Genomic DNA, 23,181 nt, shown 5'->3' with positions numbered 1-23,181 from the left:
ACCATGGGAGAGCCGCGATCGTTGACGGGATCACCGGTCGACAGCGCACAGCATGCACTGCGCGATGTCGACGTGCGGGGCTGGGCGCGCCGCTTCGGCCTGCTGGCCGATCCGAACCGCCTCGAGATCCTGCTGTGCCTGCACCGCTGGCCCGGCATCAGCGTCGGCGAGCTGGCCACCGCCACCGGCCGCTCCGAGAACGCGATCTCCCAGGCCCTGCGCCTACTGCGGCACGAGGGCTGCGTCGAGGCGACGCGCGTCGGTCGCTCGGTCACCTACCGGCTGACCGATCCGGTCATCCACGAGGCGTTGCACGCCATCGGCGCCCGGCATCCGTGAGCCGCGTCGAAGCTCATCACTGAATACCCTACGACTACATTGCTTTTCGGATATTGATTCTGATGAAGGAGGCGGCGCGAGTAGTCACGCCCGAGCGCGCCCCACCGCCAATCGCGTACTCGTCACCCGCAACCGATCCTCCGTCTCACCGACGAGCCGATCCGCTTGCGCACGGGTCAGCCTGCCGCACAGGTGACCCCAGTGCAACGCCACCAGATCGCCGGGAGCCGTGTCCGGCAGGGCCGCGTAGCCGTCGATCGTCACCGGAACCTCGGCCGAAACCTCGTCCGCCAGCGTCAATTCCGCACCGTCCCACCGCAGCGGCCGGAAGGCGACGGTGAGCGTCGATCCCTCCCGCGCCACCACTTCGGCGGGCGTGATGCGGCAGTTGTCGAGAATCTCCCGCGGCTTCTCGGGTGCCCGGGTGGTCAGCAACCGGCTCCACGGATACACCGCGAACACGTGGAAGGCGTGATCGGCCGCCGCCTCCGCGACCAGCTCCGGGCCGAGGTGCGACCAGTAGCTCCCCGCGACGGGCCCGATGAGATCCAGTAGGGCCGTGAGGAATTCACCGCGATCCAGCTCCGCGCCCACTCCCCCGCCAAGCCAGTACGATTCGACCAGCCGCTTGTCCAGCGGATCGGCGATGCCCGTAAGCCGCGCCAGCACACACAGATACGGCCACGCGCCGGAGAAGCCGCGCGCGAGCACACGCACCCGCTCGGCGTCGCCATCGCGCAGCGCCGTCGTGTCCGCGGGCCCGCAGAAGCCGAGGTGGTTGGGGGCGTAGGCGTAACGCGCGAACATGTCCACGCCGTCGCGCGCCTCGATCTTGGTGTTCACCGCTCGCTCCCGATGCCGTGATCCCTTCGCCGTCAACAGATCCGGGGTAGCTGTTCGCCGGCGGGCAGGTCCACGACCCGGGTCCCGCCGAGCGCCGTCTTCGCCACCACCATGCCGGGATGCTCGGCCACGCAGGTGCCGATGATCTCCGACTTCGCGCCGAGCGGATGATCGCGCATCGCCGCGAGGACGCGCTCGGCGTCGCCGGCCGCCACGAACGCGACCAGCTTGCCCTCGTTGGCCACGTACAGCGGATCGAGCCCGAGCAGACCGCACGCGTCGCGCACCCCGTCGGGGACGGGCAGCGTGCGCTCGTCCAGCGACACGCCCACGCCCGAGGTGCCCGCGATCTCGTTGAGCGCGGCCGCGACACCGCCGCGCGTGGGGTCGCGCAAGGTGTGCACATCGGCTCCGGTGGCGAGCATAGCGGCGACCAAGCCGTGCAGCGGCGCGGTGTCGCTGAGGACGGTGGTGCCGAATTCGAGCCCTTCGCGGCAGCTCAGCACCGCCACGCCGTGCAGCCCGATCTCGCCGCTCACCAGCACCGCATCGCCCACCCGCGCCCGGCGCGGACCGATGTCCACCCCGTCGGGCACCAGGCCGATCCCGGCGGTGTTCACGTAGACGCCGTCGCCGTGGCCACTGTCCACCACTTTGGTGTCGCCGGTCACCAAGGTGACGCCCGCGGCGAGCGCGGCGGTGCCGATCGCCTCGGCCACCCGCGCGATCTCGGCGAGCGCCGTGCCCTCCTCCAGGATGAACGCGGTCGACAGCACCATCGGCCGGGCGCCCGACATGGCGAGGTCGTTCACCGTGCCGTTCACCGCGAGATCGCCGATGGACCCGCCCGGGAACACCATCGGTTTCACCACGAACGAGTCGGTGGAGAAGGCCAGCCGCGCCCCACCGAGCGTGAGCACGGCCGAATCGCCCATCCCGGCGTCGGCCGCCGCGCCGAACGCGGGCAGGAAGAGGTGCTCGATCAGCTCGCCCGACATGGCGCCGCCACCGCCGTGCCCCATGACGATGTTCGGCGCGTCGCGCAGCGGCATCGGGCACACCCAGCCGTCCATATCGATGGTGGGCGGCGTGCTCTCCTCACGCATGAGCGACCTCCGCGGGCAGATCCAGACGCCGGTACAGGTAGTAGGCGGCGCACGCGCCCTCCGAGGAGACCATAGTGGCGCCCAACGGGTTTCGCGGCGTGCAGAGCGTGCCGAACGCGGAGCACTCGTGCGGCTTGATGAGTCCTTGCAGCACCTCGCCCGAACGGCACACGCTCGATTCGGCGGTGTGCAGGTCGCCGACGCGGAACCGGTGCTCGGCGTCGTACTCGCGATACTCGTCCGACAGTCGCCAGCCGCTGCGCGGGATCACGCCGATGCCCCGCCACGCGCGGTCGGTGACCTCGAAGACGTCCTCCAGCATGGCTTTCGCGGCCGGGTTGCCTTCCGCCGCGACGGCGCGCGGGTAGGCGTTCTCCACCTCGTGGCGCCCCGCTTCGAGTTGTTCGACGGTGCGGCGGATGCCTTCGAGGATGTCGAGCGGCTCGAATCCGGTGACCACCATGGGAACTCGGTACTTCTCCGCCAGCGGCGGGTACTCACCGGTGCCCATCACGGTGCAGACGTGTCCGGCCGCGAGGAAGGCCTGCACGCGGCAGTCCGGCGACTCCATGATGGCCGCGATCGCGGGCGGCACCAGCACGTGCGAGACCAGCAGCGAGAAGTTCGGAATGCCCAGGCGCTTGGCCTGATACACGGTCATGGCGTTGGCGGGGGCCGTGGTCTCGAAGCCGATGCCGAAGAACACGACCTGCCGGTCGGGGTTGGCCTTGGCCACCTGCAGCGCGTCCAGCGGCGAGTAGACCACGCGCACGTCGCCGCCCTCGCTCTTGATGCGGAACAGGTCCTTGTGGCTGCCGGGCACCCGCAGCATGTCGCCGAACGAGCAGAAGATCACCCCGGGTTGGGCGGCGATCTCGAGTGCCTTGTCGATCACCTCGAGCGGTGTGACGCAGACCGGGCAGCCGGGGCCGTGGATCATCTCGATCCGGTCGGGCAGCAACTGGTCGATCCCGTGGCGGATGATCGAATGCGTCTGCCCGCCACAGACTTCCATGATGGCCCACCGTCTGCTGGTGGCCGAGCGGATGCGTTCCAGCAGGCGTCGCGCCAGCTCGGGGTTGCTGAATTCGTCGAGGTATTTCATGTCGTGGCCTCCCGGTCGGTGGCGCGGCCGGACGCCTGGGCTGTGGCGTCGCCGGGTCGCGGTGGGGCGGAGGGCTTCGCGTCCTCCGGCGGTGCGGCGGGATTCGCGACGCCCGCCTGGGCGGCGGCGAGGGCGAACCCGTCGCCGAATTCCTCGGCCAGCACGCCGAGGTGTTCGAACTCGGCCAGGGTCCGCAGCGCGGATTCCTCGTCGAGACGCTGGATGGCGAATCCGACGTGCACCACCACGTAGTCGCCGATGGCGACGTCCGGGATGTACTGCAGGCACACGTCCTTGTGGACGCCGCCGAAATCGACCACCGACATCAGCGTGCCGTCGCGTTCGTCGACGCTGAGCACTCTGCCGGGTACCGCAAGGCACATGGTCTTCTCCTTCCGTTCATCCCGCGCCGGCGACCAGGAGCTGACCGAACGCGAGTCCGCCGTCGTTCGGTGGCAGCCGGCGATGGGTGAGGACGCGGATACCGTCGCCGCGCAACCGCTCCCGCGTCATGGTGAGCAGCAGCGCGTTCTGGAAGACGCCGCCCGACAGGGCGACCGGCAGGTGCGGTGCCGCGTGCCTGCGCACCGTCTCGGCGACCAGATCGGCGACGGCGTGGTGGAATCGGGCGGCGATCACGCCGGGCGCGACGCCCGCCGTGACGTCGGCGACCACGGCCGCGATCACGGGTGCGGCGTCCACGGCCGCCGGATCGCCGTTATGCCAGGCGAATCGGTAACCGCCCGAACAGGTCTCGCGCCGGGCCAGGCCTTCCAACTCGATGGCGGCCTGGGCCTCGAAGTCGACGACGTGGCGCACGCCCGCCAGCGACGCCACGGCGTCGAACAGCCTGCCCATACTGGAGGTCGGCGCGCAGCCGAGCCCGGTCTCGAATTGGTGGGCCAGCACGGCGCTTTCGGATTCGGGGCAGACGGCGACGGAGGGAATCTCGGGAGTCCAGTCGATGCCCGCGGCGCGCAGGTGCGACAGCGCCATCCGATAGGGCCTGCGCACGCTCACGTCGCCACCCGCGAGGGGGACGTAGCGCAAGTGCGCGATCCGCCGGTATCCCTTGTATCCGGCGACGAGCATCTCCCCGCCCCACACCGCGCCGTCGGGGCCGTAACCCGTTCCGTCGAAGGCGAATCCGAGGACCGTGTCGTGCACCGCGAGCCCGTGCTCACCCATCACGGCCGCGATGTGGGCGTGATGGTGCTGCACGGTCTGCACGGGCCGGTCGCCCGCGTGGTCGCGGGCCCAGGCGGTGGAGCGGTAGCCGGGGTGCGCGTCGGCGACGAGACGGCGCGGGCGCACGCCGGTGAGTTCCTCGAGGTGGGTGTGGGCGGCGTCGAACGCGCGCAGGGTCGCCAGGTCGTCCATATCGCCGACGTGCTGGCTGAGCCAGGCGTAGCGGCCCTCGGCGACGGCGCAGGTGTTCTTCAGGTCGGCCCCGACGGCCAAGGTGGGCGGCACCGGGAACGACAGCGCGAGCGGCAGCGGTGCGTAGCCGCGGGAGCGGCGGACCGGCAGTTCCGCACCGTCGAGGACGCGCACCACGGAGTCATCGCAGGGGACCAGGATGCGCCGGTCGTGGGTGAGGAAGGCGTCGGCGAGCCCGGCCAGCCGGGTGCGGGCGTCGGCGTCCTCGTAGCAGAGGGGCTCGCCGCCGAGGTTGCCCGAGGTCATGACCAGGACGCGCGGGCCGGGCGGGTCGCCGGGCAGGCCGAACAGCAGCAGGTGCAGGGGCGTGTAGGCGATCATGACGCCGAGGTCGGGGTTGCCGGGGGCGACGGACGGTGCGACGGAACGGCTTCCGCGTGGCAGCAGGACGATCGGGCGCTGCGCGCCGGAGAGCAACGCGGCGGCGGTCGCGTCGACCCGCACGAGTTCGGCGGCCGTGTCGAGATCGGCGACCATGACGGCGAATGGCTTGTCCCCGCGCCGCTTTCGCGCTCGAAGAGTGCGTACGGCCTCGTCGTTGTCCGCATCGCAGGCCAAGTGGTAGCCGCCGATGCCCTTGACCGCGAGAATGCCTCCGCCGCTGAGGAATACGCGCGCCGCCGCGATCGGATCGGCAGTGTTGGCGGTCGACTCGGCAGCCTCGAAGAATCGCACCGTGGGCCCGCACTCCGGGCACGCCACCGGCTGCGCGTGGAACCGCCGGTCCGCAGGGTCGGCGTACTCCGCCGCGCACCGCGCGCACATCGCGAAATCCGCCATGGACGTGCGCTCCCGGTCGTACGGCAGCCCGGCGATGATGGTGAAGCGCGGCCCGCAGTTGGTGCAGTTGACGAACGGATGCCGATAGCGTCGGTCGGCCGGGTCGCGCAATTCGCGCGCGCAGTCCGCGCAGATCGCGACGTCCGGGGACACCAGCGTGCGGCCGGAACCCCCTGCGGTGTCGGCGATCCGGAACCCCGTACCGCCCCGCACCTCGATCGGTTGCGCTTCGACCGACGCCACCACGGCCAGCGGCGGCGGCTGTTCGGTTACCCGCCTGGCGAATTCGTCCACGGCGGCCGGTGCGCCCTCGACTTCGATGAGCACGCCGTCGGGATCGTTGGCCACGGTGCCGGTGAGCGCCAGTTCGGCCGCCGTCGTGTACACGAACGGCCGGAAACCCACGCCCTGCACCACGCCTCGCACACGGAGGCGGCGGCGCACCCGCGCACTCACGGAACCTCACCCCGCCCCAGCAGTTTCAACCCCGACAACGCCCGAGCCGCGCCCTCGGCGTCGGTCTTCTCCACCGCCAGGCCCATGTGGATGATGACCCAATCCCCGGGCCGGGCCGGATCGTCTTCCAGCAGGCCGATATTCACCTGCCTGCGCGCCCCTTCGACATCGACCACGGCGATCTGGCCGTGGTACCCGTCGGGGATCTCCACGACCTGTCCGGGGATGCCGAGGCACATCACGCCTCCTGGGGGACGGCGAGTTCGGCGGCCAGCGCGCGCACAGCGTCGGCCGCGGGGCCGACCGCCGCGGCCACCGTGTCGCTGAGACCGATGCCCTCGGCGAGGGTTTCGACCTGGCAGCCGACCACCACGGTGCGCGGCATCTGTCCGCCGAGCGCGCGCACGGCGGCGAAGACGGCCTCGGGGTTCATGGCGTGCGCGTCGAGTCCCGCCGCGCCGCCGCCGGATTCGGCCCGGATGACCTCGACGCGGCCGGGTTCGCCGGTGTCGGGCAGCGCGTCCACCAGGATCAGCGCGTCCCACGGCTCGAGCAGGTCGTAGGCCAGGTGCATCCCGCGGATGCCGTAGTCCACCACCCGCGCCGAGCCGCCGAGATCGGCGGGCAGCCGCCGCACCACCTCGGGTCCGAACCCGTCGTCGCCGAGGAAGATGTTGCCGATCCCGGCGATGAGCACGCGTGCGCTCATCTCACATGTGCCGGATCTTCAGGTAGCGCCGGAGATCGGGGATCGACCGCAGCCCGAGGTACGCCCCGGCGGCCACGGCGAGGCCGACGACAACCGTCGCCACCACACCCACTACTTCCATGACCCGCTCCTTTCACTTGTCGCCGTTGACGATCGGTTCGAGTTCATCGGGCGCGAAATACAGGTAGCGCCCGTACCACGCGTGCAGGTCGGCCGCCGGATCGTCCTCGATGACCACGCCCACGTGCGTCTCGCCGTCCACGTCGGCGTGTACGGAGGCGACGGTGGCGACCCGGCCGTCGTAGAACAGATCGTGCGCGTCCGCGCGGCGCGAGGGGTGCAGCCGCACCCGGCTGCCGCGCCGCACCGCGACACCGCCCACCGTGACGGCGTCCGATTCCGGGCGCACCGCGCCGTCGGCCTCCGGATCCCACCAATCCACGTCGGGCGGGACCTCCGGCACCAGGCGCACCGGCGCGGATTCCTCGGCACGAGAGGGCGTTTCACCCTCGACGAGTCCGGATTCGGGCGGCACCACGCCCTCGGAGTCGGGACCGAACGCCGCGATGTCGAAGTGCTCGCCCACGAAGTCCGGTGGATCACCGGGCGGCAGACCGTCGGTGGCCGCGCCACCCGGAGCTACCGGGACGGTCGCCGCCACGCGGCGCTCCGGATCGCGCAGCACGCCGTGCAAAGCGCGCATCTCCTCGGGCGTCATGCTGTCGCAGCGGTCGATGACGGCCGCGGCGAGCGGATCGGTGGCGCGGGCGCGCACTTTCTCGTCCTCGGTGAGCGTCATGACGCGCAGGGTGAGGATCTCGTCGATCTCGGTGGAGTCGAACAGGGGTCCCTTGCTCTGCTCGGCGATCTCGGGGTGGTCGTAGAGGATGATCGGGGAGACCAGCACCACGCCGTGGTCACCGGGCGGTCCGGCGAGCACCGGGAAGCAGCGGTGCTGCGTGCAGTGCGTCACCGCTTCGGCGGCAGCGGGTTCCGGGTCGAGCAGCGACATGAAGGCTCCGTCGTGGATTTCGGCGATCACGTGCGCGCCCAGCAACGACCGCGCGGCGGCGGTGGACTTGTCCGTGGGCTCGGGGAGAATGCCCGTGTTGCGCAACGACACAGCGACGCGCTGATACGAACCTTCGGAATGTACGGTCAACGTCAGCTCACCGGTCACCTCACTTCGCGTGCGCACGATCCGCGCGTCCCCCGGCAACTCCTCCACATCGCGGGCCGGTTCGGCGACCACCGGGAAAGCGGCGTCGGCGATCGGCACCGGTCCGAAAACCAGCTCCCGCTCGACGGTTTCGTCCCAGCTGATCCACGTGGTCTCCCCGATGACCAACTCCGGCACCGGTTCCCCGCCACGCTCCACCGCGCGGCGCTGGAGTTGCAGGAACCGCACCGTGAGCGTCAGCGTCGCGCCGGCCTGCGCGCGCGCCACGCACTGCCCCTCGAGCGAGGGCTCCTCCCCCACCCCGGCCTCGGCCGCACCCACCGGTCCGAGCACACCGAACTGCCAGCGCGAGCGGTTCTTCCGCGAATCCGCCCGATACGGGTAGAGCAGATAGCCCTCGTAGAGCACCGCGTCGGCGACGGCGCGGGCACGGGCGAGCGCGGCCGTCATCGCACCTCCTCCTGGGCGAGCAGGCGGTTCACGGCGTCGTCGAAACCGAGCAGGCCGTGCGAGGACTTGTAGGCGGCCAGCGCCTCCACCGTCTCCAGGTGCAGCCGCACCCAGCCGGCGTTCGGGTAGTGCGCGGCCATCAGGTCCCGCCACACCGAGACCGGCATGTCGAACTTGTCCTCCCGGTCCCACGGGACCTGCTGCACCGCGAAACCGCTGTGCCCCTTGATGAAAACGGTGCCGCTGAACAGGAACACCAGCGGCACCGTCCCTTCCCTCAGGGCGTGCAGGTATTTCGAGCCGCTCACTTCGAAGTCGTAGGTGCACGGCATCGGCAGCTCCACCTCGGCGCCGCCGGAGAAGCCGGGAACCATGGTGGCGCAGTGCATCCAGAGGAACGACTTCTGCGTCTCCTGCCAGCGCTCCCGCGGGCCGAACAGGTCGACCAGGCCCGCGCCCTCCTCGTCCGTGTAGGAGCGCCGGTACGGTTCGATGCGCACCTGCGCGCGTAAAGCGATGGCGTGCACCGGTTCCTCCCCCAGCGCGGCGATGCCGACCCGTGCGGAGAGCACCGGGCCGGCGGCGTAGGGTTCGGGCCGGATCTCCAACACGGCGAACGTCATCGAGTACGCGGGCATCACGCCACCTCCGGGCGGGCGCGCGCCGACATCGAGGCGAAGAAGTCCGCCAGGTAGGCCCTGGCCTCCGCGCCGCCGTCGAATCCGCGCCACAGCAGGCGCATCCGGCCGACGAACTCGTAACAGGCGTCGATCGGCAGCAGCAGGCAGGCGCCCTCGCCCCCGCGCTCCGGCATGCGGATCAGCAGCGCCTCCACATCGTCGGCGAGGATGTCCAGCTCGGGGTGCCGGGCCAGGATCGCGTGCCAACCATCCAGCGGCAGTTCGGATTCCGTCGCCCCGGCCGGTCCGGGATAGAACACGACCGTGCGGCCCAGCGCCGAGTTGGTGAAGAAGAACGCCAGGCCGACCGGAATCTGTAGCGCGTCCCACTCGTCCTGGGTGATCACGCAGTCCGGGAAGGACACGTACCGGTCCGGCACGGCCCGGTAGCGCAGTTCCGCGTTCTGGTCGGTGAACAGCAGATAGCACATCCGGCAGACGCACATCAGTTGTCTGCCTTCGAGATTCACGACGTGCGAATGCGCCGCGCCGATCGGATCGGCGCACATCTCGCAGCGCTCCTCGACCGCCAGGGGTGGCGGATCGCCGGTCGCGATGCGGCGCAGCGCGCCGAAACCCCGTGTCATCCGGCCACCTCCACCGGCACGGCCACCGACAGCGCACCCGAGCGCGTGAGCACCGGGAACGGCTCCAAGTGCTCGTCGCCGTCCAGCCGCGCCCCCGCGTGCACCACGTCGTAGTGCGCGCGGCAGCGCGGGCAGCGCAGTACGGCGTCGCCGACCGGATGTCCCGGCCTGCGGTGCAGCGCCGCGCCCGCCATCGACTCCCCGCAGGCGGCGCAGCGATCCCGGTAGACGAACAGGTCGTCGCCGACCCGGCAGGCCAGCACCACCAGCGTCCCCACCGTGAACCCGCCGACCTCACCGGGCGCCAGGTCCGCCAGTTCGGGCACGGCGATCCAGCTGCCCGCGTGCGCCTCGGCCGGGTGCACACGCGCGAACAGCGATTCCGCCGGGATCACCCCGCCGGGCGAATCCGGTTCGGCGGCAACCACTTCGATGGTCTCGATCTCCGGCGCGGCGGCCCGGACGGCGTCCTCGACCGCCAACTCCAGCGTGACCGACGAGGACGGGCAGGTCCGGCAGCTGCCCGCCAGCTCCAGCCGGACCACCCCGTCGGCGACGTCGACCAGCGTGACGTCGCCGCCGTGCGACCCGAGATAGGGACGCACGCTGTCGAGCGCGCCCGCCACCCTGGTGCGCACGTCGTGCGGGTGCAGGCCGTGCACCAGCAGCAGGCTCGCGATCAGATCGTCGCGGGCCAGCTCGTCGACCACGCCGGGGTCCAGCCGGTCCAGCACGCGGGCCAGACCGGCGCCGTAGAGGCCGACGACCTCGCGCACGAGGCGCTCGGCGCGGTCGCGGGCGGCCGGGCCGCCCGCGGCGCACGCGTCGAGCAGGGTGTCGATGCGCTCACCCGCACCGCGCCACTGTTCGCCGCCCGCCTCCCGTTCACCCGGGCGATCCGGCACGACTCGACCTCCCGCCGTCACTGCGCGGTCAGCGTCTGCGTCGGCGAGTGCACGGTGTCGAGCACCACGCCGTCGCCGAGGTACATGTGCACCCCGCACGGCAGGCAGGGATCGAAACTGCGCACGGTGCGCATGATGTCGATGCCCTTGAAGTGCTCGCGGTCGTTCTCCTCGAAGATCGGCTGCCCCTGCACCGCGTCCTCGTACGGGCCCGGCGTGCCGAAGCTGTCGCGCGGGTTGGCATTCCACGGGGTGGGCGGATACGGGTGGTAGTTCGCGATCTTGCCGTCCCTGATCACCATGTGGTGCGACAGCACACCGCGCACGGCCTCGGTGAACCCGCAGCCGATGCCCTCGTCGGGCACCTCGAACGGCTCCCACGTATCGGTGCGCCCGGCCCGGATCTCCGCCAGCGCCTGCTCAGCGAAGTGCAGCGCGCACGCCGCCGCGTAGGCCTGGAAGTAGGTGCGGGCGCGGTTGCGCTCGATCGTGTTGCTGCCGTGCGCCGGGATCTTCCATTCCAGGGTGACCGGGCCCTTCAGCGCGGTCTTGGGCAGGTTGATCTCGACGCTGCGGCCCGTGGACTTCACGTACCCGATGTCGACCAACTTCGCCAGCGCCGTCGACCACAGCCGCGCGAGCGGCCCGCCGCCGGTGTCCAGCGCGAGATGATCGGTGCCGTCGAACCAGCGCGGGGACATGACCCAGCTGTACTTGTCGTCCATGTCGCGTTTCTGCGGCCGGGGATTCGTGTGCTGGTTCCAGGGGTGCCTGCGGTCCACCGGATTGCCCAGCGGATCGGTCTCGACGAACATCTCCTGATCGGTCCAGTCGTCGTAATACGAACTGCCGAGCAGGATCCGGATGCCGAGGTTGATGTCCACCAGCGACGTGGTGACCAGTTCACCGTCCACCACCACGCCGGGCGTGACGAACATCCGGCGACCCCAGTCCTCCATGTCCTTGTACGCGAAGTTGCACACCTCCGGGTCCTGGAACGAGCCCCAGCAGCCCAGCAGCGTGCGGCGCAGGCCGACCTGCTCGTAGCCGGGCAATGCCTCGTAGAAGAAGTCGAACAGGTCGTCGTGCATGGGCACGACCTTCTTCATGAACTCCACGTACCGCATCAGGCGCGACATGTAGTCGGTCATGAGCTGCACCGTCGCGACGGTGCCGACGCCGCCCGGATACAGCGTGGAGGGGTGCACGTGCCTGCCCTCCATGAGGCAGAACATCTCGCGCGTGTACCGGCTGACCTGCAACGCCTCCCGGTAGAACTCGCCGGAGAACGGGTTGAGCGCGCGCATGATGTCGGCGATGGTGCGATAGCCGTGCTCGCCGGCGTGCGGCGCCTCGGTGTTCTCGGCGCGCGCCAGCACGCCGGGATTGGTCTCGGAGACCATCTTCTCGCAGAAGTCCACGCCGACCAGGTTCTCCTGGAAGATGTTGTGGTCGAACATGTATTCCGCGGCTTCGCCGAGGTTGACGATCCACTCGCCCAGGTGCGGCGGCTTCACGCCGTAGGCCATGTTCTGGCAGTAACACGAGCAGGTCGCGTGATTGTCACCGCAGATGCCGCAGATGCGGCTGGTGATGAAATGGGCGTCGCGCGGGTCCTTGCCCTTCATGAAGATCGAGTAGCCGCGGAAGATGGACGAGGTGCTGTGACACTCGACCACCTGCCGGTTGGCGAAGTCGATCTTGGTGTAGATGCCGAGGCTGCCGACGATCCGGGTGATGGGGTCCCACGCCATCTCCACCAGGTGGTCCGGATCGATCGTGCGGTGCGACGGCTCGGGGATGATCGCGGTCATCGAATATCTCCCTTACCAGGTGCGTGTCGCGCCGGATTCCAGCTTCTGGCCCTTGTGCCGCCAGCGCGGCTCCTTGTCCACGGTGCGACCGGTGATGTGGCGCAGACTGCGGATCACCGAGCCGTACAGGCCCGAGGCGGTCGAGGACAGTTTGCCGCCGGGCGGTTCGTCCATGAACGGCATGAACTTGTCCGGGAAACCGGGCATGGTGCAGCCGATGCAGATGCCGCCCACGTTCGGGCAGCCACCCACGCCGTTGATCCAACCGCGTTTGGGCACATTGCATTTCACGACCGGACCCCAGCAGCCGAGCTTGACGATGCACTTCGGCGAACCGTAGTTCTCGGCGAAATCGCCCTGCTCGTAGTAGCCCGCGCGATCACACCCCTCGTGCACCGTCGCGCCGAACAGCCACTTGGGCCGCAGCGCGTCGTCCAGCGGGATCATGGGGGCCTGGCCGGTGGCCATGTAGAGCAGATACGTGAGCGTCTCGGACAGGTTGTCGGGATGGATCGGGCAGCCGGGCACGCAGACGATCGGGATGCCGGCCTTGCTCTTCCAGTCCCAGCCGAGGTAATCGGGCACACCCATCGCGCCGGTGGGGTTGCCCGCCATCGCGTGGATGCCGCCGTAGGTAGCGCAGGTGCCGACGGCGACCAGGGCGGTCGCTTTCGGCGCCAGCCGATCGAGCCATTCGCTCGTCGTCATCGGCTGACCGGTCGCAGGGTTGTTGCCGAAGCCGCACCAGTAGCCCTCGTCGTGCAGTTGCTCGTTGGGGATCGAGCCCTCCACGATGAGGACGAACGGGTCCAATTCGCCACGGTCGGCTTTGAAGAACCATGCCAGGAAGTCGTCGGCGCCACCGGTGGGTCCGCACTCGAAATCGATGAGCGGCCAGTGCACGGCGATCTTGGGCAAGCCGGGTAGCGATCCCAGCGCGATTTCCTCGACGCTGGGCTGGGTGGCGGCGGTGAGTGCTACCGAATCGCCGTCACAACTGAGTCCCGCGTTGATCCACAGGACGTGGATCAACGTTTCCTCGGCTTCGACTGCTTCTCGAGTGGGCATCGGATGCCACCTTCCGCAGCGGAGACGGGTCCGACCTGGGCTGAGTGATGATCGGGCCTCTTGTGATCTCGATCACATCAGTCTAGGTGTGCGGGGTCGGCACCTCAAGCCCGGACGACGCCGGGCGTTAGCTGACCGGTCAGCCAGCCGTACCACTCGGGCAGACCCTCGCCCGTCGTGGCCGATACCGGCATGATCCGCACGCCCGGGTGCACCGACCGGGCGTACTCGGCGCAGCGCGCCACGTCGAAATCGACGTAGGGCAGCAGGTCGATCTTGTTCACCAGCACCAGTTCGGCGGCGGCGAACATGTGCGGGTACTTCAGCGGTTTGTCGGTGCCCTCGGTGACCGAGATGACCACCACCTTGGCGCGCTCACCGAGGTCGAACAGGGCCGGGCAGACCAGGTTGCCGACGTTCTCGACGAACAGCAGCGTGCCCGGGGCGGGGTCGAGCGCGTCCAGCGCGCGGCGCATCATCTCGGCGTCCAAGTGGCACCCGGCGCCGGTGTTCACCTGCACCACGCCCACCCCGGTCGCCTCGATGCGCTCGGCGTCCAGCAGGGTGGCCTGATCCCCCTCGACCACGGCGATCGGGAGGTCGCCGAGATCGCGGATCGTGCGCTCGAGCAAGGTGGTCTTGCCCGCGCCGGGCGAGCTGGTGACGTTCAGGGCGAGGATGCCGCGCTCGCGCAGCCAGGCGCGATTCTCCTCGGCGAGCCGGTCGTTCTTGGCGAGCACTTTTTGTTCGAGGGTGAGGGTGGTCGTGTGGTCGTGGGAGTGGTCGCTGGCCTGTGAGCGCTCGTGAGCGTGGGAATGCGGATGGTCGAGCGAGTGCTCGGGGGCATGGGAGTGCTCGTGGCCGTGCGAGTGCTCGTGGCCGTGCGAGTGCTCGGGGGCGCCGCCCTCGCCGTGCTCGTGCCCGTGATCGTGGGTGTGCGGGTGTTCGTGGGAGTACACGCGGCCCTCCGCGTCCACGTGCTCGTGCGGGTGCGAGTGGGCGTGCCCATCTCCGTGATCGTGCGCGTGGTCGTGGGTGTGCGGGTGTTCGTGGGAGTACACGCGGCCCTCGGCGTCCACATGTTCGTGGGGATGTGCGTGGGCGTGGACGTCACCGTGTGGAGCCGCCTGCGCGCCTTCGCTCGAAAACTCTTGTCCCGCAGCGTGATCGTGCGCGTGGCCGTGCGAGTGGGGATGGTCGTGCGAGTATACGTGCCCTTCCGCGTCGACGTGCTGATGCGGGTGCGAATGCTCGTGCTCGGCACCGTGGTCGTGTGCGTGATCATGCGAGTGTGGATGCTCGTGCGTGTACACGCGGCCCTCCGCATCGACGTGCTCGTGGGGATGCGAGTGCGCGTGCCCCTCCCCCGCGCCGGCCCGCGCATCGCCGAACTCGCCGGCACCGCCCGGCCGACCCGCGCGCGCACCGCGCGCGTTGGGCACGGTGATCAGCGCGGGTCCATCGCCTTCGCATCCGCAGGTGGCGCACATTGTTCGCTCACTTCCATCGACCGGATTCGGAGTTCCCGCCCCGCGGTGATCTCGACGTCGGCGCTGCCGCACGGGCACAGCAGGATAAAGCCCGCCACCTCGAATTCGCTGTCGCAGCAACGGCATCGGGCCCGCGCGGCGACGGTGTGGATGTCCAGCAGTGCCCCCTGCGCGACCGTGCCCTCGGTGGCCAACTCGAAGCAGAAGTCCATCGCGTCGGGAACCACGGCGCACAGCGCGCCGACCTCGAGCACGACGCGATACACGGTGCGGCCCGCCGCGTGTTCGCAGACCGCATCGACGACACTCTGCGTAATCGCCATCTCGTGCACAGTGCTCCCGGGCTGTCGAGAACCTACGCCGTCTTCGCAGCCTACTCCCCCGGGCGCCCCGGAACCGGCGACTCGCGAACTCCCCGCAAACGCGCCCCGCAGCGGGCTTATAGCACCGATATCAGTTGCGGTCCAGAAATCTTTACGGCATCCTTCAAGTGGGTCGGGGGATCCACGCGATCGACGTTCGGGACGGGCATGCGCGCCGATCGCGGGACGCGGAGCACAACGGGAGGGTGGTCTGGTCATGGCAAGCAACGGGCTCGTCCGCGCCGGAAGCGCGCGGGCCGATGGGTGAATTCGTCGCGGCCACGCTGTCGTTTCCCACCGTGCTGTTCACCTTCGCGCTGGTCGTGGTGATCGCGTACTGGTTGCTCGTGCTGGTCGGCGGCACGGAGATCGACATCCTCGACGGCGACGTGAGCGGCGAATCACCCTCCACCGCTTCAGGATTGGGCGCGCTGGGCCTGGGCGGCGTACCGGTGACGGTGGCGGTCAGCGGGCTGGTCACGCTGTCCTGGTTCGCGAGCCTCGTCGGCACGGTGGCCCTCGCCGCGACGGGCCTCGGCGGTGCGGTGGCCGTCGCCGCGGCGATCACCGTGGTGCCGCTGGCGCTGATCGCGGCCGTCGCGGGTACCCGCCTGGTGGTGATCCCGCTGCGCCGCTTCTTCCGCGAGCAGCCCGCGCCGTCGCACACCGATTTCGTCGGCCGGATCTGCGTCATCCGCACCGGCCGGGTCGACGAGGAGTTCGGGCAGGCCGAACTCGTCTCCGCCGACGGTTCGTCGGCCATCATCCAGGTGCGCCAGACCGAACGGCACGCCGCGACCGCTCCCCTGAAACACGGGGACTCCGCCGTCGTCTACGACTACGACCGGGCCTCCGAGACGTTCTGGGTGGCCCCGACAGAGGGGATCTGAATGTCCACGATCGCGATCGGACTCGGCGTGCTCATCGCCGTCGTCCTGCTGGTGGCGCTGGCCGGGTTGTTCCTGGTCAGCCGCCTGTTCAAGAAGGTGACGCAGGGGCGTGCGCTGATCATCTCCAAGATGCGCAAGGTGGACGTGACGTTCACCGGCGCCGTCGTGCTGCCCGTGCTGCACAAGGCCGAGTTCATGGACATCTCGGTCAAGACCATCGAGATCGCCCGCCTCGGCCGCGACGGGCTGATCTGCCGCGACAATATCCGCGCCGACATCCGGATCACCTTCTTCGTCCGGGTCAACAAGACCGTCGAGGACGTCATCAAGGTCGCCCAGGCCATCGGCACCCAGCGCGCCAGCGACCAGTCCACGCTCCAGGAGCTGTTCAGCGCCAAGTTCTCCGAGGGTCTCAAGACCGTCGGCAAACATCTGGACTTCGTCGACCTCTACACCCACCGCGACGAGTTCCGCGACCGCATCATTCAGGTCATCGGCACCGACCTCAACGGCTACAGCCTCGAGGACGCCGCCATCGACTACCTCGAGCAGACCCCGCTGATGCAGCTGGACGCGCAGAACATCCTCGACGCGCAGGGCATCCGCAAGATCACCGAGCTCACCGCGCTGGAACACGTGCGCACCAACGAGTTCCGCCGCAACGAGGAGAAGGAGATCACCCGCCAGAACGTGGAGGCGCGCGAGGCGGTGCTGGCGCTGGAGCGCCAGCAGGCCGACGCCGAGAACCGGCAGCGGCGCGAGGTGGAGACGCTGCGCGCCCGCGAGGAGGCCGAGATCCTGCGCGTGCAGGCCGAGGAGCATCTCAAGGCCAACACCGCGGCGCTGCGCACCGAGGAAGCGCTGGGCATCCAGGAGCAGAACAAGCAGCGCGAGATCGCGGTCGCGGAGAAGAACCGCGAGCGCGTGATCGCCATCGAGTCCGAGCGCATCGAGAAGGACCGCCAGCTCGAGGTGGCCGACCGGGACCGCGCCGTCGCGCTGGCGCGGATGGCCAACGAGCGCGAGGTGGAGACCGAGCGCCGCACCGTCGCCGAGGTGGTGCGCGAACGCGTCGCGGTGGACAAGACCGTGGCCGAGCAGGAGGAGCAGATCAACCGGCTGCGCGCCGTGGAGGCGGCCGAGCGCGAGCGCCAGGCGATCATCATCCGCGCCGAGGCCGACGCGCAGGAGCACCTGGTCAAGGACATCAAGGCGGCCGAGGCGGCCGACGCGGCGGCCAAGTTCCGCGCCAAGGAATCGCTGACGCTGGCCGAGGCCGAACAGCAGGCCGCGGAGTTGCAGGCGCGCGCCAAGATCCGGCTGGCCGAGGCCTCGCAGGCCGAGTCCGCCGCCTACGGGCTCGGACAGGCGCAGGTGCGCGAGCGCGAGGCCGACGCGATCGAGAAGGTCGGCCGCGCCGAGGCGTCCGCGCTGCGGGAGAAGACCGTCGCCGAGGCCCAGGGCCTGCGCGAGCGCAGCCTGGCCGAGGCCGAGGGCCTGCGCGAGAAGCTCAAGGGCGAGGCCGAGGGGCTCGAGGAGAAGGCCAGGGCCATGGCGGCGCTGGACGACGCCACCCGCGACCACGAGGAGTACCGCCTGCGGCTGGAGCTGGAGAAGGAGGTCGAGCTGGCCAAGGTCAGCGCGCACCGCGAGGTCGCCGAGGCGCAGGCCATGGTGCTGGCCGCCGGGCTGGAGAAGGCGAACATCGACATCGTCGGCGGCGAGTCGGTATTCCTGGACCGCCTGGTCGGCGCGATCGGGCTGGGCAAGGGGCTCGACAAGCTGCTCCAGTCCGAAACCGGCGCCGCGGCAACGGAACTGGTGGGCACCCTGCTCACCCGCAACGGTTCCGGCGGGCACGCGGCGGGTGATGCGGCCGCCGACGACGTCAGCCTGACCACATGAGCGAAGCGCCACCGCGGCGCGAGGAGACGGGCGGGGCGGTCGCCGCCCCGCCCGCCGACTCCGCCCTCGAAGGGTCGACCTACGACGTGTTGCGCACTCGCCTGCGCGCGCACGCCGCCGAACTCGCCCGCCGCTGCGAGGATCTCAACGACCGCCGGGTCGAGGAGTTCGGCGGCATCGAGCTGACGCTGCTGGGCACCGAACGCGTCCGCACCGCCAACAACTGCGTGCCGCGCGATATCGTCGCGCTGCCCGACGGGCGGATGATGTTCGGCTACAACGTCTTCATCGGCATGAAGCCGCAGACCGAGGTCGGCGACGTGTTCGCGCTGCGCCGGTTCCACGCCGAGGGCACCGAATTCGGTTTCGCCGAGGCGGATTCGGCCGATCTGCTCGACGATCCGCGGTTCCGCCGCGATTTCGACGAGCTCTACCGATATTACGCGCGAACGAAGCTGCTGCAGCTGCGGTGGGTGGACGCGCGGCTGCTCGCCGTCTTCCAGACCGGCCAGCGCACCGACGACATCAAAGTGCTGCGCTGGCAGGCCGAGCCCGACGGCACCGTGCGCTACCTGGACAACCGGGGCGAGCAGGATCACGTGTTCCCGCCCGCGCACGAGTTCGAATGGATCGAGACCACCCGCGACGACCAGGTGCCCGGTCGGCGTCCGCACCTGAACATCCTGGGCGAGGTGTTCGTCGAGACGCTGGGCGGCACGCTCACCATCAAGCTGGAGAACAACACCGAGACCGGCGAGGGAGTGTACTCCGAGCCGGTGGACGAGCCGTTGCAGAGCCTGGCCGACGCCGACATCCGGTACGCGCGGATCGGCCCGCTGATCTTGTTGCGCATCCTCCCCTACAACGAGACCCGGTGGCGGCACCTGGTTTTCAACACGCGCACCAAGAGCGTGGTGCGGCTGGACGGCATCGGCCGCGCCTGCCGCCTGCTGCCCGACGACCAGGGCATCCTCTTCCCCGGCGGCTACTATCTGAGCACCGGCGCGCACAAGACGTTCGACACCGATATCGACGATCTGGAGTACGAGCGGACCATCCACGCGGCGGGCGGCGAGGACGTGCTCTACGTCTTCCACGCCCGCGCCGAGGGCCGCACGCTGCTGCTGCCCTACCACGTGATACGCAAGCAGGTGGCCAATCCCCTGGTCTGCCATGGCTATTCACTGTTCGACGACGGCACGATGGTGGTGTTCCGCGCACTGTCGGAGGAGCCCACGCGGGTGCATCCGATGCAGGTGTGGCGCACGCCGTTCCGGTCCGACGAGTACGAGGCCGCGCGGCCCGCGGGCGCCGGGCCGCTGGCGCGGGTCGGGAATCGCGAACTGGTGCGCGGCATTTCGGACTGCCTGTCGCTGAACCGGATGGTCGAGGACATGGCGCCCGCCGCGCCGGTGTTCGAGGCGCTGATCGCCGCGTGCACCCGCGCCGCCGACCAGCACCACTGGCTCGGCGACGCCGAATTCGGCGCTCTCGCCGAACCGCTCACCGCGCTGCGCGACACGGCGGGGCAGGTACTGGACGAATTCGAGAAGGTCACCGCGCGCACCGCCGAGGCGGCCGCCGCGGTGGACGAGGCCGCCGAGGGGATCGGCACGCTGGTGCGCACCGGTCGCGCCGCCGCGCACACCGATGCCGACGGCTGGGTGCGCCTGCTCGCCGAACTCCATCGTGCGCAGGGCACGCTGTCGACACTGCGCGAGCTGCGCTACGCCGACACCGCGCGCATCGACGAACTCGAACGGACGGTGCGCGACGCGCTCACCGACACCGGTCGCCGCGCGATCGAATTCCTCAGCGGCCCAGATGCTTTCGAGAACTACGAGCGCGAGATCGGCGAAGCGACCACGCGCGCGGATCAGATCTCGGGCGTCGCCGAGAGCGAGCCGATCCAGCGGTGGCTGGCCGAGCAGACCGAGGGATTGCGGACCATCACCGAGGTGGTGGCCGCGCTCGACATCGCCGACGCCACCGTGCGCACCCGCATCCTAGAGCAGATCGGCGGCGTCTCGGCCGCTGTCAACCGGGCGCGGGCGACGCTCGAGACCCGCCGCACCGAACTGGCCGCCGCCGAGGGGCGCGCGGAGTTCGCCGCCGAATTCGCCCTGCTCGGGCAGGCTGTCACCGGCGCGATCGCCACGGCCACCACGCCCGACGACTGCGACGACCAGCTGGCCAAACTGCTGCTGACGCTCGAGAACCTGGACGCGCGCTTCGGCGAGTTCGACGACTTCTCCGCCCGCCTGGCCGGCGAGCGCGAGGAGGTGTACGAGGCGTTCGCGGCGCGCAAGCAGGCGCTGCTGGACGAGCGCTCGCGGCGGGCCGAACGGATCGCCGAGTCCGCGCGGCGGATGCTGTCGAGCATCGAACGCCGGTGCGCGAGCATGGGTTCGGCCGACGAGGTGGGCACCTACTTCGCCGCCGATCCGATGGTCACCCGGCTGCGCGCCGCGATCGGCGAACTGCGCGCGATCGGGGAATCGGTGCGCGCCGAGGAACTCGACGGGTTGCTGAAGGCCGCGCGGCAGGAGGCGGCGCGCTCGCTGCGGGACCGCCGGGATCTGTTCGACGACGGAGGCGCGACCATCCGGCTCGGCAGGCACCGGTTCGCGGTCACCACCGGGCCGATCGATCTCGCCCTTGTGCCACAAGGTGATTCGATCGCGTACACCATCACGGGGACCGACTATCGCGCGCCGCTTGCCGATGCGGAGTTCGCCGACACCGCGCCCTACTGGTCGCAGTTGGTGGTATCGGAGACGCCCGAGGTGTATCGGGCGGAGTACCTGGCGGCCTCGATGCTGGCCGAGGCCGAGGCGGACGGGTCGCTGGCGGCCCTGCACACTGCCGCACTCACCGAGGGCGAGCTGACCGCCCTGGTGACGGCCACCGCCGCGCAGCGCTACGACGAGGGTTACGAGCGCGGCGTGCACGATCACGACGCCGCCGCCGTTCTCGGGGCACTGTTGCGCCTGCACGCCGGTGCGGGACTGTTGCGGTACCCGCCGGCGGAAAGGGCGGCCGCGCAGCTGTGGTGGCGTTTCGGCGCTGGCGAGCCGGCCGCGCGGGAGCGCTGGGCCACGCGGATCGGCTCGCTCGCGCGGGCGCGGGCGCTGTTCGACACCACGGCGTCGGTCGTAGCGTTGCGCGACGAATTGGGCGCGGCTATCGGTGCATTCGCCGACGCGCTGGGACTCGGTGTCGACGGCGGACTCGCCGGTGAGTATCTGTTCGAGGAGATCGCCGACGGGGCGGACGGCTTCGTCACCGCGCGGGCGGCGCGCACCTTGCTCGACCGCTTCCACAACCACCTCGAAACCGCCTCGGGCCGTGACACTTACATGCGTGACCTGCGCTCCTTGGCCACCGATCTACCGCTGCGGCATCAGCTGGTCACCACCTGGCTCACGGCCTACGCCGAGCGGCACGCGGACCCGTCGCTGATTCCGCACTTGGCCGAGGCGATCGCGGTGGAGTTGTGCGGAGCGGACCTGCCGCGCCACGATTCCGCCGCCGAACTCGACGCCACCGTGCCGGGGTTGCTCGGCACTCACCCGCGAATCACCAAGCGCTCGTTGACCTTCCGGCTGGACGAGCTGCTGGCCCGCTGCCGGTGGTTCCGCGCCGAGCGGGTGCCGGGGTTCCGCGACTATCTGCGGCGGCGCACGGAATTGGTCACCCGCGAACGGGATCGCCTGCGGCTGGCCGAATACCGGGCGCAGGTACCCAACGGCTTCGTGCGCAACCGGCTGCTGGACGAGGTCTACCTGCCGTTGATCGGCGACAACCTCGCCAAACAACTCGGCGCGACCGGCGACGGCAAACGTGTCGACCAGTCCGGGTTGCTGCTGTTGATCTCCCCGCCCGGCTACGGCAAGACCACGCTCATGGAGTACGTGGCCGCGCGCCTGGGGCTGGTATTCGTCAAGGTGAACGGGCCCGCCCTCGGGCACGCCGTCCGTTCGGTCGACCCCGACGACGCCCCCAACGCGACGGCGCGCCAAGAGGTGGAGAAGATCGACTTCGCGCTCGAGATGGGCTCGAATGTGCTGCTGTACCTGGACGATATCCAGCACACCTCGCCGGAACTGTTGCAGAAGTTCATCTCCCTCTGCGACGGGCAGCGCCGGATGGAGGGCGTGTGGGAGGGCCGCACCCGCACCTACGATTTGCGCGGCAAGCGGTTCGCCGTGTGTATGGCGGGCAACCCCTACACCGAGCAGGGCAAGCGGTTCCGCATCCCGGACATGCTCGCCAACCGCGCCGACGTGTGGAATCTCGGCGACGTGCTCTCCGGACGCGACGACCTGTTCGCGCTCAGCTACCTCGAGAACGCGCTCACCGCGAATCCCGTTCTCGCGCCGCTCTCCTCGCGCGAGCGCGGCGATCTGGACGTGCTGCTGCGAATGGCGCACGGGGATGAGTCGGCGCGCGCCGATCAGCTCGCGCACCCGTACTCGGCGGCCGAACTGTCCGATGCGGTGTCGGTGCTGGGCAAGATGCTGCGGGTGCAAGAGGTGGTGCTGGCGGCCAACCGCGCCTACATCGCCTCCGCGGCCACCGCCGACGCGAGCCGCACCGAGCCGCCGTTCCGCCTCCAGGGCTCCTACCGCGATATGAACGCCCTGTCGGAGCGCATCGTCCCGGTGATGAACGACGCCGAGCTGGAGACGCTCATCGACGATCACTACACCGGCGAGGCGCAGACCCTCGCGGCCGGCGCCGAGGCGAACCTGCTCAAGCTCGCCGAGCTGCGCGGGCGCCTCACTGCCGAGCGCGCGCGGCGCTGGGCCGAGGTGAAGTCGGCGTACCTGCGCGAACAGGCGCTCGGCGGGGCCGAGGACGATCCCCTCGTCCGCGCCATCGGGGCGCTCGGTCTGCTCGCGTCCCGGATCGACAACATCGAATCGGCGATCCGGGGGTTGGGGCGGGAATCTCATGCGAACGACATCGTGCCGGAGACCCGATTCGCCGACTGAGGTCCTTCGCCGGCCGGGCGGCGCGCGGAGCTTTGGCGTGCCGTCCCGACCCCTCCGCGCTAATATAAGTTCAAA

At 70.0% G+C, this 23,181-nt stretch carries 19 protein-coding genes and 1 pseudogene; 4 read left to right on the top strand and 16 right to left on the bottom strand.

The window, feature by feature from the left end; genetic code table 11:
* Positions 1 to 3: 3 nt before the first annotated feature.
* Complete coding sequence (locus DFR74_RS19435; RefSeq protein ID WP_067506936.1) at positions 4 to 339, top strand: ArsR/SmtB family transcription factor; 336 nt, start codon at positions 4 to 6, stop codon at positions 337 to 339.
* Positions 340 to 423: 84 nt separating this feature from the next.
* Here the strand turns inward: DFR74_RS19435 and DFR74_RS19430 are convergent, their stop codons facing one another.
* From DFR74_RS19430 to DFR74_RS19360, 16 genes and pseudogenes are all read right to left on the bottom strand, one after another.
* Positions 424 to 1,182 (bottom strand): DUF6390 family protein, encoded by a 759-nt coding sequence (locus DFR74_RS19430; RefSeq protein WP_267898911.1) that lies wholly within the window; start codon positions 1,180 to 1,182, stop codon positions 424 to 426.
* Between the two features lie 32 nt (positions 1,183 to 1,214).
* Positions 1,215 to 2,288, bottom strand: a complete 1,074-nt coding sequence (hypE, locus tag DFR74_RS19425; RefSeq protein WP_067506939.1) for a hydrogenase expression/formation protein HypE — start codon at positions 2,286 to 2,288, stop codon at positions 1,215 to 1,217.
* Positions 2,281 to 3,393: a hydrogenase formation protein HypD gene (hypD, locus tag DFR74_RS19420; RefSeq protein WP_067506942.1), complete on the bottom strand. Its 1,113-nt coding sequence runs from the start codon at positions 3,391 to 3,393 to the stop codon at positions 2,281 to 2,283. Before hypD ends, hypE begins: the two co-directional genes overlap by 8 nt.
* Positions 3,394 to 3,491: 98 nt before the next feature.
* Positions 3,492 to 3,776 (bottom strand): annotated as a pseudogene (locus tag DFR74_RS19415) (HypC/HybG/HupF family hydrogenase formation chaperone); the annotation flags it as partial.
* 16 nt (positions 3,777 to 3,792) lie between these two features.
* Positions 3,793 to 6,069 (bottom strand): carbamoyltransferase HypF, encoded by a 2,277-nt coding sequence (gene hypF, locus DFR74_RS19410; RefSeq protein WP_067506953.1) that lies wholly within the window; start codon positions 6,067 to 6,069, stop codon positions 3,793 to 3,795.
* Positions 6,066 to 6,308 (bottom strand): HypC/HybG/HupF family hydrogenase formation chaperone, encoded by a 243-nt coding sequence (locus DFR74_RS19405; RefSeq protein WP_067506956.1) that lies wholly within the window; start codon positions 6,306 to 6,308, stop codon positions 6,066 to 6,068. Before DFR74_RS19405 ends, hypF begins: the two co-directional genes overlap by 4 nt.
* The gene (locus DFR74_RS19400; protein WP_067506960.1) at positions 6,308 to 6,778 is read right to left on the bottom strand and encodes a hydrogenase maturation protease; all 471 of its coding nucleotides are present in this window, start codon (positions 6,776 to 6,778) and stop codon (positions 6,308 to 6,310) included. The genes DFR74_RS19405 and DFR74_RS19400 overlap by 1 nt, the downstream gene beginning before the upstream one ends.
* Position 6,779: 1 nt before the next feature.
* Positions 6,780 to 6,899 carry a DUF6893 family small protein gene (locus tag DFR74_RS38010; protein ID WP_407675017.1) on the bottom strand — a complete coding sequence of 40 codons (120 nt, stop codon included), beginning with the start codon at positions 6,897 to 6,899 and terminating at the stop codon, positions 6,780 to 6,782.
* A 12-nt stretch (positions 6,900 to 6,911) separates the two neighbouring features.
* Complete coding sequence (locus DFR74_RS37245) at positions 6,912 to 8,408, bottom strand: hypothetical protein (protein ID WP_067506972.1); 1,497 nt, start codon at positions 8,406 to 8,408, stop codon at positions 6,912 to 6,914.
* Positions 8,405 to 9,046, bottom strand: a complete 642-nt coding sequence (locus tag DFR74_RS19390) for a DUF6084 family protein (protein WP_067506975.1) — start codon at positions 9,044 to 9,046, stop codon at positions 8,405 to 8,407. The genes DFR74_RS37245 and DFR74_RS19390 overlap by 4 nt, the downstream gene beginning before the upstream one ends.
* A complete protein-coding gene (locus DFR74_RS19385) occupies positions 9,046 to 9,675 on the bottom strand; it encodes a DUF5947 family protein (protein ID WP_067506978.1) in 630 nt (209 codons plus the stop codon). Before DFR74_RS19385 ends, DFR74_RS19390 begins: the two co-directional genes overlap by 1 nt.
* On the bottom strand, positions 9,672 to 10,580 hold the full coding sequence (locus tag DFR74_RS19380) for a NifU family protein (RefSeq protein WP_067506984.1): 909 nt from the start codon (positions 10,578 to 10,580) through the stop codon (positions 9,672 to 9,674). Before DFR74_RS19380 ends, DFR74_RS19385 begins: the two co-directional genes overlap by 4 nt.
* A gap of 17 nt (positions 10,581 to 10,597) precedes the next feature.
* The gene (locus tag DFR74_RS19375; protein ID WP_067506988.1) at positions 10,598 to 12,394 is read right to left on the bottom strand and encodes a nickel-dependent hydrogenase large subunit; all 1,797 of its coding nucleotides are present in this window, start codon (positions 12,392 to 12,394) and stop codon (positions 10,598 to 10,600) included.
* A 12-nt stretch (positions 12,395 to 12,406) separates the two neighbouring features.
* Positions 12,407 to 13,462: an NADH-quinone oxidoreductase subunit B family protein gene (locus DFR74_RS19370; RefSeq protein WP_067506991.1), complete on the bottom strand. Its 1,056-nt coding sequence runs from the start codon at positions 13,460 to 13,462 to the stop codon at positions 12,407 to 12,409.
* 104 nt (positions 13,463 to 13,566) lie between these two features.
* The gene (gene hypB, locus DFR74_RS36695) at positions 13,567 to 14,421 is read right to left on the bottom strand and encodes a hydrogenase nickel incorporation protein HypB (protein ID WP_198161711.1); all 855 of its coding nucleotides are present in this window, start codon (positions 14,419 to 14,421) and stop codon (positions 13,567 to 13,569) included.
* A gap of 488 nt (positions 14,422 to 14,909) precedes the next feature.
* On the bottom strand, positions 14,910 to 15,284 hold the full coding sequence (locus tag DFR74_RS19360) for a hydrogenase maturation nickel metallochaperone HypA/HybF (RefSeq protein ID WP_067506994.1): 375 nt from the start codon (positions 15,282 to 15,284) through the stop codon (positions 14,910 to 14,912).
* A 290-nt stretch (positions 15,285 to 15,574) separates the two neighbouring features.
* On the opposite strand from DFR74_RS19360, the gene DFR74_RS19355 reads away from it, so the two are divergent.
* From DFR74_RS19355 to DFR74_RS19345, 3 genes are read left to right on the top strand one after another with little or no spacing between them, the layout of a single operon-like run.
* The gene (locus DFR74_RS19355) at positions 15,575 to 16,204 is read left to right on the top strand and encodes a hypothetical protein (protein WP_067506998.1); all 630 of its coding nucleotides are present in this window, start codon (positions 15,575 to 15,577) and stop codon (positions 16,202 to 16,204) included.
* The gene (locus tag DFR74_RS19350) at positions 16,205 to 18,109 is read left to right on the top strand and encodes a flotillin family protein (protein WP_198161710.1); all 1,905 of its coding nucleotides are present in this window, start codon (positions 16,205 to 16,207) and stop codon (positions 18,107 to 18,109) included.
* Complete coding sequence (locus tag DFR74_RS19345; RefSeq protein WP_067507001.1) at positions 18,106 to 23,106, top strand: DNA repair ATPase; 5,001 nt, start codon at positions 18,106 to 18,108, stop codon at positions 23,104 to 23,106. The genes DFR74_RS19350 and DFR74_RS19345 overlap by 4 nt, the downstream gene beginning before the upstream one ends.
* The last annotated feature ends 75 nt before the right edge of the window (positions 23,107 to 23,181 follow it).

The sequence above is a fragment of the Nocardia puris genome, from assembly GCF_003315035.1.
Classification (GTDB): domain Bacteria; phylum Actinomycetota; class Actinomycetes; order Mycobacteriales; family Mycobacteriaceae; genus Nocardia; species Nocardia puris.
This window is presented reverse-complemented; position numbering and strand designations above follow the sequence as displayed.

Coding starts and splice junctions, on each gene's coding strand:
- DFR74_RS19435 (WP_067506936.1), top strand. CDS start 4: ATGGGAGAGCCGCGATCGTTGACGGGATCACCGGTCGACAGCGCACAG.
- hypE (WP_067506939.1), bottom strand. CDS start 2,288: ATGCGTGAGGAGAGCACGCCGCCCACCATCGATATGGACGGCTGGGTG.
- hypD (WP_067506942.1), bottom strand. CDS start 3,393: ATGAAATACCTCGACGAATTCAGCAACCCCGAGCTGGCGCGACGCCTG.
- DFR74_RS19405 (WP_067506956.1), bottom strand. CDS start 6,308: ATGTGCCTCGGCATCCCCGGACAGGTCGTGGAGATCCCCGACGGGTAC.
- DFR74_RS19400 (WP_067506960.1), bottom strand. CDS start 6,778: ATGAGCGCACGCGTGCTCATCGCCGGGATCGGCAACATCTTCCTCGGC.
- DFR74_RS38010 (WP_407675017.1), bottom strand. CDS start 6,899: ATGGAAGTAGTGGGTGTGGTGGCGACGGTTGTCGTCGGCCTCGCCGTG.
- DFR74_RS37245 (WP_067506972.1), bottom strand. CDS start 8,408: ATGACGGCCGCGCTCGCCCGTGCCCGCGCCGTCGCCGACGCGGTGCTC.
- DFR74_RS19390 (WP_067506975.1), bottom strand. CDS start 9,046: ATGCCCGCGTACTCGATGACGTTCGCCGTGTTGGAGATCCGGCCCGAA.
- DFR74_RS19385 (WP_067506978.1), bottom strand. CDS start 9,675: ATGACACGGGGTTTCGGCGCGCTGCGCCGCATCGCGACCGGCGATCCG.
- DFR74_RS19375 (WP_067506988.1), bottom strand. CDS start 12,394: ATGACCGCGATCATCCCCGAGCCGTCGCACCGCACGATCGATCCGGAC.
- DFR74_RS19370 (WP_067506991.1), bottom strand. CDS start 13,462: ATGCCCACTCGAGAAGCAGTCGAAGCCGAGGAAACGTTGATCCACGTC.
- DFR74_RS19355 (WP_067506998.1), top strand. CDS start 15,575: ATGGGTGAATTCGTCGCGGCCACGCTGTCGTTTCCCACCGTGCTGTTC.
- DFR74_RS19350 (WP_198161710.1), top strand. CDS start 16,205: ATGTCCACGATCGCGATCGGACTCGGCGTGCTCATCGCCGTCGTCCTG.
- DFR74_RS19345 (WP_067507001.1), top strand. CDS start 18,106: ATGAGCGAAGCGCCACCGCGGCGCGAGGAGACGGGCGGGGCGGTCGCC.